At 71.7% G+C, this 10,784-nt stretch carries 13 protein-coding genes; all 13 read left to right on the top strand.

Going from position 1 to position 10,784, the window contains the following annotated elements:
- Positions 1–229: triose-phosphate isomerase (locus AC162C_RS02640; protein WP_484096191.1), on the top strand; the 229-nt coding region annotated here is incomplete at its 5' end.
- A gap of 120 nt (positions 230–349) precedes the next feature.
- Positions 350–1,816 carry a 2,3-bisphosphoglycerate-independent phosphoglycerate mutase gene (gene gpmI / locus AC162C_RS02635; RefSeq protein ID WP_484096190.1) on the top strand — a complete coding sequence of 489 codons (1,467 nt, stop codon included), beginning with the start codon at positions 350–352 and terminating at the stop codon, positions 1,814–1,816.
- Positions 1,817–1,825: 9 nt separating this feature from the next.
- Positions 1,826–2,620, top strand: a complete 795-nt coding sequence (locus AC162C_RS02630) for a bestrophin-like domain (protein ID WP_484096189.1) — start codon at positions 1,826–1,828, stop codon at positions 2,618–2,620.
- Positions 2,621–3,061: 441 nt separating this feature from the next.
- Positions 3,062–3,649 carry an RNA polymerase sigma factor gene (locus AC162C_RS02625; RefSeq protein WP_484096188.1) on the top strand — a complete coding sequence of 196 codons (588 nt, stop codon included), beginning with the start codon at positions 3,062–3,064 and terminating at the stop codon, positions 3,647–3,649.
- A 209-nt stretch (positions 3,650–3,858) separates the two neighbouring features.
- Positions 3,859–4,578 carry a DUF1538 family protein gene (locus AC162C_RS02620; protein WP_484096193.1) on the top strand — a complete coding sequence of 240 codons (720 nt, stop codon included), beginning with the start codon at positions 3,859–3,861 and terminating at the stop codon, positions 4,576–4,578.
- Positions 4,579–4,581: 3 nt separating this feature from the next.
- Entirely contained in the window at positions 4,582–5,361 is a 780-nt protein-coding gene (locus tag AC162C_RS02615; protein WP_484096187.1) for a DUF1538 domain-containing protein, read from the top strand.
- On the top strand, positions 5,358–5,708 hold the full coding sequence (locus tag AC162C_RS02610) for a P-II family nitrogen regulator (RefSeq protein WP_484096186.1): 351 nt from the start codon (positions 5,358–5,360) through the stop codon (positions 5,706–5,708). The genes AC162C_RS02615 and AC162C_RS02610 overlap by 4 nt, the downstream gene beginning before the upstream one ends.
- Before the next feature lie 2 nt (positions 5,709–5,710).
- Entirely contained in the window at positions 5,711–6,115 is a 405-nt protein-coding gene (locus AC162C_RS02605; protein ID WP_462974630.1) for a CBS domain-containing protein, read from the top strand.
- Positions 6,116–7,627, top strand: coding sequence for an arginine--tRNA ligase (locus AC162C_RS02600; protein WP_484096185.1), 1,512 nt, complete (start codon positions 6,116–6,118; stop codon positions 7,625–7,627).
- Positions 7,628–7,662: 35 nt separating this feature from the next.
- Entirely contained in the window at positions 7,663–7,803 is a 141-nt protein-coding gene (locus AC162C_RS02595) for a hypothetical protein (RefSeq protein ID WP_484096184.1), read from the top strand.
- 52 nt (positions 7,804–7,855) lie between these two features.
- Positions 7,856–8,758: a DMT family transporter gene (locus AC162C_RS02590; protein ID WP_484096183.1), complete on the top strand. Its 903-nt coding sequence runs from the start codon at positions 7,856–7,858 to the stop codon at positions 8,756–8,758.
- Complete coding sequence (gene glpX / locus AC162C_RS02585; RefSeq protein ID WP_484096182.1) at positions 8,755–9,753, top strand: class II fructose-bisphosphatase; 999 nt, start codon at positions 8,755–8,757, stop codon at positions 9,751–9,753. The genes AC162C_RS02590 and glpX overlap by 4 nt, the downstream gene beginning before the upstream one ends.
- Entirely contained in the window at positions 9,753–10,775 is a 1,023-nt protein-coding gene (locus AC162C_RS02580; protein WP_484096181.1) for a class I fructose-bisphosphate aldolase, read from the top strand. The genes glpX and AC162C_RS02580 overlap by 1 nt, the downstream gene beginning before the upstream one ends.
- The last annotated feature ends 9 nt before the right edge of the window (positions 10,776–10,784 follow it).

Raw genomic sequence — 10,784 nt, 5'->3', positions numbered from 1 at the left:
GCCGGTCTGGGCGATCGGCACCGGCCGCACCGCGACGCCCGAGATCGCACAGGAGGCGCACGCACTCATCAAGTCGCTCCATCGCGCCCCGGTGCTCTACGGCGGCTCGGTGAAGCCCGACAACGCCGTCGAGCTCATGGCGCAGACCGACGTCGACGGGGCGCTCGTCGGCGGGGCCTCGCTCGACCCCGAGTCGTTCCGGGCGATCTGCGTCGCCGCGCTCGTGTGAGGGCTGTGTGCCGTCGCCACTCGTGACGGCACCGCTCTGCGCCGGGGTGCTCCGCACGTCTCCGGGGCCCACGTCGCACCGATTCCGAGGCCGAACGCCGCCGGCGCCGGGGAGGCGGTCGTGAACGTGCCTCTCGTGACGCTCGTGATCCTCGACGGCTGGGGGCTCGCGCCGCCTGGCCCGGGCAATGCGGTCGAGCTCGCGCACACGCCCGTGTTCGACGGCCTCGTGGCGAAGTACCCGACGACGCAGCTGGCCGCGTCCGGCGCCGCCGTCGGCCTCCCGGACGGCCAGATGGGGAACTCGGAGGTGGGGCACCTCACGATCGGCGCGGGACGGATCCTCTTCCAGGACCTCGTCCGTGTGAGCCGTGCGATCGAGGACACGACGTTCTTCGACGACGAGGCGCTCGTCGCCGCGTTCCAGCGGGCACGCGAGCGGGGCGGTGACGTCCACCTGCTGGGGCTCGTCTCCTACGGCGGTGTGCACTCGCACATCGACCACCTCCGGGCCCTGCTCGAGCTCGCGCGCCGCCAGGGCATGGCCGACCGCACCTGGATCGACGCCTTCACCGACGGGCGGGACGTCTCCCCTCACGCGGCGACGTCCGACCTGGGGGAGCTCCCAGCCGACCGGATCGCCACCGTCGTCGGCCGCTACTACGCGATGGACCGCGACCGGCGCTGGGAGCGGATCGACCGGGCGCTCGAGGCGATCGTGGGCGGGGTCGGCGAGCAGGCCGACGAGCCCGTGGCGGCGATCGAAGCGAGCTACGCCCGGGGCGTCACCGACGAGTTCGTGGAGCCGGTCGTGCTCGACGGGCGTCCCCGCCTCGATCCGGCCCGGGACGTCGCGGTCTTCTTCAACTTCCGCCCCGACCGCGCCCGCCAGCTGTCGCAGCGGCTCGTCGAGCTCGGCGTCGACCTCGTGACGATGACGAGGTACGCCGACGACCTCCCGTGCCCCGTCGCGTTCGGCGAGCAGCTCGTCGAGGACACCCTCGCGGAGACGCTGTCGCGCGCGGGCGTGAGGCAGCTCCACGTCGCCGAGACCGAGAAGTACGCCCACGTCACGTACTTCCTCAACGGGGGGGAGGAGACGGAGTGGGCGGGGGAGACGCGCATCCTCGTGCCGTCGCCGCGTGACGTGCCGAGCTACGAGCACCGTCCGGCGATGTCCGCGCCCGAGGTCGCAGAGCGGTTCGCGGACGAGGTCGGGGGCGGCTACGGCTTCTCCGTCGTCAACTTCGCGAACCCCGACATGGTCGGGCACACCGGGGTGATCCCCGCCGTCGTCGAGGCGGTCGAGACGGTCGACAGGTGTCTCGGCGTCGTCGTCGACGCGACGAGCGCCCTCGACGGCGTCTGCCTGGTCACCGCGGACCACGGCAACGCCGAGATGATGCTGGAGCCGGACGGGCGCAGCCCCCACACCGCGCACACGCTGAACCCGGTGCCGCTCGTGATCACGTCCCGCCGGGTCGGCCTACGAGCCGGCGGCGAGTTGCAGGACCTCGCGCCGACCGTCCTTGGGCTCCTCGGCGTGCCGGTGCCCGCGGCGATGACGGGCGCGTCGCTCATCGCATAGGATCGCCCGGTGTTCGTCGTCGACTGGCTGCTCGAGCTTCCGCTGGTCGTCTCGATTGTCGTCCAGCTGGCTGCGTGGATGCTGCTCGCCGCGGTCGCTGTGTGGGTAGGCAGGCGCCTGCCCCACGCGGAACGCGAGGGGGGGCGTTCGCCGAACCTCTCGCTGCTCCTCGGCGTGATCACCGGCTTCTACGCCTTCCTCCTCGGGTTCCTGATCGTGCAGGAGTGGAACAACGCGAACACCGCGCGGATTGCGATGTCCCAGGAGGCGGCCGCGCTCGTGACGGTGTCGTACAATGCGTCCCTCTTCCCGACCGCGGACTACACGCGCATCCGGGACGCGCTCATCGACTACGACCGCGCGATCGTGTGCGACGAGCTGCCGCAGCTCGCCCGCGGCGGCGGGCCGTCGACCTCCGCCGTGGCGGCTCACGAACGGATCTACGTGATATTGGCCGGTCTTCCCGCCTCCACGCGCTCTCTGCCGTCCTTCAACCACGCACTCCGCCAGCTCAATACCGCGACGACGCAGCGCCGGATCCGACTGGACGCCGCGACGCTTCGTCTGCCCGGTGTGTTGCTCGTGCTCATCGTCGTGGCAGCCGGCACGCTCGTCTGCGTCGCCGCCTTCCAGGCGTCCGGGCATCGTGTCTCGCACACGACGGCGATCGTCGCGCTGGCGCTCTTCGTCGGCTTCGCGGTCTCGCTCGTCGTCGAGCTCAACACGCCCTACAGGGGAGCGGCCGCGATCAGCGACGAGCCCTTGCGCCTCGGAGTCTCGCCCGACGACCTTCGCTGCACGTGACCGCCGCGTGGCCGGAGGTGCCCCGGACGCGGCCACGCGTCATCGCTCCGCTCGCTGCCGGTGAGCGAGGGTGACCGCTCGACGCCGCTGCGCGGGGCCGCTGAGTCCCGCTGCCTGACCCGAAGACTCGGAAGGCCCGGTCGGCCGGTGCGAGAGGCCCACCGGCAGACGACCGGTGCGAGATCGGCCCCCGTGCGCCTTCGCGAGCGAGGCTCGCAACCGCCGGGACGGGCATCGGGTTCGAGACAGGAACCGCAGAGACGGAGCCAGTATTGATGGCGCCCCGATCCTGCGCGCCGTGCGCGGGGGACGTCTCGCAGCGCCCCGGGGCGACCGGCCCGAGCGGAGACTCCCCTGCGCGGAAGCGATCATCGCTGACATTTCAGCGACTCGTAAACTGTTGGTGAAAACTCCTGCAAGCGGGGTATAGTCGGCCCTAACGTGGCGCTCACGCAACCCGACCCCGGAGTGCTTCGACGTGCCCAGCGCGGAGACGAGCGTGCCTTCTCGACGATCGTCCGCGCCTACGAGCGGCCCGTCTACAACTACGTCCTGCGGCTCGTCGGCGATCGGGCGCTCGCGGAGGACCTCACGCAGGAAGTCTTCCTGCGTGTCTACCAGGGGCTCTCGCAGTTCTCCTCGCGCTCGCGGTTCACGACCTGGCTCTTCCAGGTGACGAAGAACCGCGTGCTCGACGAGCTGCGGGCGATCGAGCGGCGGCCCCGCGCCGTCGTGAACCTCGACGAGATCGCGCCGCTCGAGGTCGTCGACCAGCCGCTCGAGCGGACGGAGACGATCGACGCCGTCTGGCGCGCCGTCGACGCTCTCAACGTCGACCTGAAGATGGCCCTCCTGCTGCGGGACGTCGTCGGCCTCTCGTACACCGAGATCGCCGATGCGCTCGAGATCACGCTCGCCACCGTGAAGTGGCGGATCTACAAGGCCCGGGAGGAGGTCGCGGCCGCGCTCCAGCGCGAAGGGATCTCCGTCTCGACCACCACGCGGCCCGCCGCACCCGCGACGGGCTAGCGGGTTGCGGGTGCAGGCGTCCCGTGAACGAGGGACGCCGCACGTCGGGTGCATGGCGCCGCGTGGACAGCGCTCCGTCAGGTGACCGCGGCCGCATCGCGGGGACGGCGACCCGCGTCGGCGGACACGGGCCCGTCCCCGTGTGCTGGTAGGGTCAGGCGCGTCGCGTGTCGCGCTTCGATGCATCGCGGGTGCAACTCCCTCATGCGGTGCTCGCGGCCGTCGGCAGGCTCGTCGTGGAGAGCCTCCGCGACCTCGGGCCGATCGCGGCCGTCGTCGCGATCTTCCAACTGCTCGTCCTCCGCGAGCCGCTCCCGGACCTCGGGCAGACGCTGCTCGGGCTCGTCGCGGTGGTCGTCGGGCTGACCCTGTTCGTACAGGGCCTTCGACTCGCCCTGTTCCCGCTCGGCGACAGCATGGCCTCGAGCTTCGCGCGGAAGGGCAGTGTGCCCTGGCTGCTCGCCTTCGCGTTCGCGCTCGGCTTCGGGACGACGGTCGCCGAGCCGGCCTTGATCGCGGTTGCGGAGGAGGCGGGGCGCGCACGGTCGCTGGAGGGCGCCGATGCCCTCGACGCGGGTACGTACGCGATCGCCCTTCGCTACACGGTCGCCGTCGCAGTCGGCGCCGCGATCGCGGTGGGGGTGATCCGGGTCGTCCGCGGATGGCCGATCCACCGGATCATCATCAGCGGGTACGCGATCGCGATCATCCTGACGCCGTTCGCGCCGGACGACGCCGTCGGGATCGCGTACGACGCCGGCGGTGTGACGACCTCGACGATCACCGTCCCGCTCGTCACCGCCCTCGGGATCGGGCTCTCGCGGTCGATCCGCGGACGGAGCCCGATGCTCGACGGCTTCGGCCTGATCGCGCTCGCAAGCCTCTTCCCGATCCTCTTCGTGCTCGTGTTCGGGATGGTCGTCGGCTGAGTCATGTGGCTCGTCTCGACATCGCTCACGGCAGGCGTCGCAGAGACCGTCCGAGACGTCCTGCCGATCTTCGTCGTCCTCGCCGTCTTCCAGTTCGCCGTCCTTCGCCGACCCGTTCCGCACGCGAAGCGGATCGCCGCCGGCTCGGTGATGGTGGTGCTGGGACTCGCGCTCTTCATCGTCGGGCTGGAGACGGCGCTCTTCCCGATCGGGAGGACGATGGCGGAACAGCTCACGGATCCGGAGTTCCTCCTCGGTGCCGGGGCGACCGCGCAGGACATCGAGTGGTGGCGCTACTACTGGGTGTTCCTGTTCGGCGCCGCGATCAGCTTCTCGACGACGCTGGCGGAACCGGCGCTGATCGCCGTCGGCCTGAAGGCCGAGGACGTCTCCGGCGGTACCGTTCGCGCCTGGCCGCTCCGGCTGACGATCGCGATCGGCGTCGGGCTCGCCGTCGCGCTCAGCATGTGGAGGATCGTCGTCGGGGCTCCGCTGTACCTCTTCGTGATCGCCGGCTATGCGGTCGTCGCGCTCCAGACAGCGGTCGCACCGAAGTCGATCGTCCCGCTCGCATACGATTCCGGAGGAGTGACGACGTCGACGGTAACGGTGCCGGTGGTCACCGCCCTCGGGCTCGGGCTCGCCTCGACCGTGCCCGGTCGCAGCGAGCTCGGCGACGGCTTCGGGGTGATCGCGCTCGCGGTGATGTTCCCGATGATCGCGGTGATGGGGTACGCCCAGGTCTCCCAGCTGCGCGCGCGCCGCTCGAGGAGGCGCCGGTGAGGTTCAAGGTGCTCATGGCGCTCGTCACCGACGACAGCACCGAGCGGATCATCGACGTCGCCCGCAAGGAGGGCGCGACCGGCTGCACCGTGATCACGAGCGCCCGCGGCGAGGGGCTCGTGCCGCCGAAGACGTTCTTCGGGCTCGAGCTCGAAGGGCAGCGCGACGTCGTGATGTTCCTCGTCGAGGCCCACCTCAGCCGCCACATCCTCGAGTCGATCGCCCGGGAGGGCCGGTTCGACGAGGACGTCGGCGCGGGGATCGCCTTCCAGCTCGACGTCGAGGACGCCGTCGGGCTCGCGACGCAGCTCCCGGTGATCAAGCGCGAGATCGAGGACGAGATTTGACGGTGCACGAGCGCGTCACGGTGCGACAGGTGATGACCGCGGCGCCCTTCGTCGTCGACGGGCTCGCGACCGTGCGCGAGGCGATCGACATCATGCACACCGAGCGCGTGTCGTCGCTCGTCGTCGATCGCCGCCACCACGGCGACGAGTACGGCCTGATCGTCGTGCGCGACATCGCAGAGCAGGTGATCGGGCAGAACCGGTCGCCCGACCGGACGAACGTGTACGAGGTGATGTCGAAGCCCGTCCTCTCGCTCGACGCCGAGATGGACATCAAGTACGCCGTGCGGCTGCTCGGGCGCTTCTCGGTCTCCCGGGCGCTCGTCCTCGAGAAGGGCGACCTCATCGGCATCGTCACGTTGCGCGACCTCGTCCTGCGCTACGTCGCCGCGACCGCGCGGCCCTAGATGGCCGACCCGGTCGCAGGACTGACGAGCGCGGTCGCCGAGCTCGCAGGGGCGCCGGTCGCCCTCGAGCGGCCTGCCGAGGCGGCGCACGGCGACTACGCGACGACCGTCGCCCTGCAGCTCGCGGGCGAGCAGGGGCGGCCGCCGCGGGAGATCGCCGACGAGATCGCGCGCGGGGTGCGCGGGCTCCCGGGCGTCGCCGCCGTCGACGTCGCCGGCCCCGGCTTCCTCAACGTCACCGTCGACGACGCCTGGCTCGCGGCGGCGCTCGGGACGGTCATCGAGGGGGGCGCCGACTTCGGGGGCGGCTCGGCCGCTGCCCCCGAGCGCATCCAGGTGGAGATGGTGTCGGCGAACCCCACCGGGCCGATCACCGTCGCCTCGGCCAGGAACGGCGCGTACGGCGACTCCGTCGCGCGGCTGCTCGCGTTCGCCGGGCACGCGGTCGAGCGCGAGTACTACTACAACGACGCCGGTGCCCAGATGGACCGCTTCCGGGCCTCCGTCGCCGCGGTCGCACGGGGCGAGGAGCCGCCGGAGGACGGCTACCACGGGGCCTACCTCTCGAACCTCGCGGCGCTTCCCGGCGACCCCGTGGCCCACATGCTCGAGCGCATCGAGGCGACGCTGGAGCGGTTCCGGATCCACTTCGACACCTGGGAGCGGCAGAGCGAGTTCGAGCGCGAGATCGACGAGGCGCTCCCGCTGCTCGACACGTACGAGGCAGACGGCGCCGTCTGGGCACGCACGAGCGCTCACGGAGACGACAAGGACCGGGTGCTCGTGCGGTCGAGCGGCGAGCCCACCTACTTCGGGGCGGACGCGGCGTACATCCGCCGCAAGCTCGCGGCAGGCTTCGACCGGCTCGTCTACGTCCTCGGCGCCGACCACCACGGGTACGTGGCCCGCCTCCAGGCGCTCGCGGAGATGCTCGGTCGCGAGCGCGACGCCGTGGAGGTGCTCATCTACCAGCTCGTCCACCTGACGAAGGGCGGGGAGGCGACGAAGATGTCGAAGCGGCGAGGCGACGTCGTCCTCCTCGACGACTTCGTGGACGAGATCGGCGTCGACGCGGCGCGCTGGTACCTCGTCTCGCGTGGGCACGACCAGACGATCGAGATCGACGTCGACCTCGCAGCGGAGAAGACGCAGAAGAACCCCGTCTACTACGTGCAATACGCGCACGCGCGGATCGCCGGGATCCTGCGCAACGCCGGAAGCGCACGGCCCGGAACGACGCTCCGTGGTCCTCTCGCGGTCGAGGAGCGCGAACTGATGAAGCGCGTGCTCGAGTTCCCTGAGGTGGCCGCGACCGCGGCGCAGCGGCGCGCGCCGCACGGGATCCCGACGTACGCGATCCGTGTCGCCGACGACTTCCACCGCTTCTACCACCAGCACAAGGTGCTCGGCTCCGAGCAGGAGCAGCTCCGTCTCGCGCTCTGCACGGCAACCGGGTCGGTCGTCGGGCGGTGCCTCGACCTGGTCGGGGTGGACGCGCCAGAGCGCATGTGATCGCATACACCGACCATCCGGCCCCAGGAGGTCCCATGCCCGCCCTCGCAGCCCTCGGTACCGTCGTCGGCGTCGTGCTGTTCGCGACCGACCACACGCTGCTCGGCCTCGTGGCGTTCCTCGGCTGTCTCCCGTTCGCGCTCGGGGCCTGGGTGATGATGCGCGACCGCTACTAGCGGCCTCCGGACGACGGTCGGCGACGACGAGTCGAGGACGACGACGGCGGCCATGCGCTGGAACCTCGCCCTCGCCGCCCTTGCCGCCTCCTGGGGCTTCATCGCCGTCCTCGTCGCCGCCGTCGATCTCGACGCGCCGGCGCTCGCGTTCGCGCGCCTCGCGCTCGCGGCGCTCACGCTCGCGCTCGTCGCGCTCGTCGCGCGTGCGGCCCGGCTGCTCCACCCCGGGGGCCGCCTCCTCGCGCTCGCCGCGCTCGGGGCCGCGCAGGGCGCACACTGGCTCCTCTTCTTCCTCGCGGTCAAGCTCGGCTCGGTCGCGCTCGCCGTGATCACGTTCTACGCCGCTCCCGTCCTGATCGCGGTCGCCGCCCCGTTCGCGCTCCGGGAACGCGTGTCGCGCGTCGCGCTCGGTGCGCTCGTGCCGGGCGCGGTCGGGATCGCGCTCGTCGCTTCCGCGGGGCAGGCCGGTGGCCGCGTCTCCTTCTCCGCCCTCGCCGCCGGGCTCGGCTCCGCCCTCACCTACGCGCTCCTCGTCGTGCTCTCGAAGCGGCTCCTGCTGGGCGCAGCGGCGCCGCTCACCGTCGCCTTCTGGGACTGCCTCGTCGGTGCGGTGGTCGTCGCGCCGGTGCTCCTGCTCGGCAGTCGCGTGCTCCCGGCGGGCGCCGGCGAGTGGGGGGTCGTCGTCCTGCTCGGCGTCGTCTTCACGGGGCTCTCGACGCTCGTCTACGCGATGCTGCTGCGGCACGTCACTGCCCAGGCGGCCGGGGTGCTGACGTTCCTCGAGCCGGTCGCGGCCGTGCTCCTGGCCGCGTTGCTCGTGGGAGAGCCGCTGTCGACGGCGGTCGTCGTCGGTGGCGTGCTGGTGCTCCTCGCGGGTATCGCCGTCGTGCTCCTCGAGCCGGCGGGACGGCCCGCCACCGAGGCCGCCGCCGCAGTAGGATCAGAGCTGACGTGAGTGCCCACGAGCGCACACCGCCGGACCGCAACCTCGCGCTCGAGCTGGTGCGCGTCACCGAGGCGGCGGCGATGGGCGCCGCGCGGTGGATCGGCCGGGGCGACAAGATCGCCGCCGACCAGGCGGCCGTCGACGCGATGCGCCTCATGCTCTCGACCGTGAGCATGGAGGGCGTGGTCGTGATCGGGGAGGGAGAGAAGGACGAGGCGCCGATGCTCTACAACGGCGAGGAGGTCGGGAACGGCCTCGGCCCGGCCGTCGACGTCGCCGTCGACCCGCTCGAGGGCACGCGGCTGACCGCGCTCGGGATGCCGAACGCGATCGCCGTGATCGCGGTCGCCGAGCGGGGGACGATGTTCTTCCCGGGCGCGGCGCTGTACATGGACAAGATCGCCGTCGGCCCGGAAGCGGCCGACGCGATCGACATCGAGGCGTCGCCGACCGAGAACGTCCACCGTGTCGCGGAGGCGAAGGGGATGGACGTGAACGACGTGACCGTCGTCGTGCTCGAGCGCGAGCGCCACGACGACCTGATCGCCGAGCTTCGGAGCGCCGGGGCCCGCGTGAACCTGATCCGTGACGGCGACGTCGCTCCTGCGATCGCCGCCGCGCAGCCCTTCACCGGCGTCGACATCCTGATGGGGATCGGCGGCACGCCGGAAGGCGTGATCTCGGCGGCCGCGATCAAGTGTGTGGGTGGTGCGCTGCAGGGGAAGCTGTGGCCGCGGAACGACGACGAGCGGCGACGCCTCGTCGAAGCCGGGTTCGACCTGGACGCCGTGCTGACGGAGGTCGACCTCGTCACCGGCGACGACGTGTTCGTCGCCGCCACCGGGGTCACCGGCGGCGCGCTCCTTCGGGGCGTGCGAATGACCGGCGCGGGTGCCGAGACGGAGTCGATCGTGATGCGCTCGCGATCCGGCACGGTCCGGCGCGTCGCGGCGTTCCACCCGTCGAGGAAGCTGAGCAGCCTGAGAGAGGAAGGAGAGCGCTGATGGCCGCGCACGACCTGCAGGCGATCGCCAGGACGATCGTCGCCGACAACAAGGGGATCCTCGCCGCCGACGAGTCGACGGGCACGATCAAGAAGCGCCTCGACTCGATCGGCGTCGAGTCGACGGAGGAGACACGGCGGGCGTACCGCAACCTCCTGTTCACGACACCGGGGTTCGAGGAGTACATCGGCGGCGTCATCCTCTACGACGAGACGCTCAGGCAGTCGGCCGGCGACGGCACGCCGTTCGCGGAGGTCCTGTCCGGCAAGGGCGTCGTTCCCGGCATCAAGGTCGACACCGGCGCGAAGGCCCTCGCGCTCTCCCCGGGGGAGACCGTCACCGAGGGGCTCGACGGCCTCCGCGAGCGCCTCGCCGAGTACGTCGAGCTCGGGGCCCGCTTCGCGAAGTGGCGCGCCGTGATCACGATCGGCGACGGCCTGCCGACGGCGAACTGCGTGCACGCGAACGCGCATGCGCTCGCACGCTACGCCGCGCTCGTCCAGGAGGCGGGCATGGTGCCGATCGTCGAGCCCGAGGTGCTGATGGACGCGGACAACACGATCGAGCGCTGCGACGAGGTGACCGCACTCACGCTCCACGCGGTCTACGACGAGCTCGCACGCGCAGGGGTCGACCTCGAGGGGACGCTCCTCAAGCCGAACATGGTGATCTCCGGGAAGGGCTGCCCCGTGCAGGCCGACGCGTCGCAGATCGCGGAGCTCACCGTGGCGTGCTTCCTCCGGCACGTCCCGGCGGCCGTGCCCGGGATCGTCTTCCTCTCCGGCGGGCAGAGCGAGGTGCAGGCGACGGAGAACCTCGACGCGATCAACCGCCTCGGCGGGCCGTGGCCGCTCTCGTTCTCCTACGGGCGCGCGCTCCAGCAGTCGGCACTGAAGGCGTGGGGCGGTGACGCGGACAACGTCGAGGCCGCCCAGGCCGCGTTCCTCCATCGCGCCCGCATGAACGCCCGGGCCGTCGCCGGCGAGTGGGAGGCGGAGCTCGAGCAGGCGGTCACGGCGTAGGCCGACCGC

The sequence above is a fragment of the Gaiella sp. genome, assembly GCF_057140465.1.
Note: the sequence above shows the minus strand (reverse complement) of the source record. Positions and strands in the feature narration are given on the sequence as shown.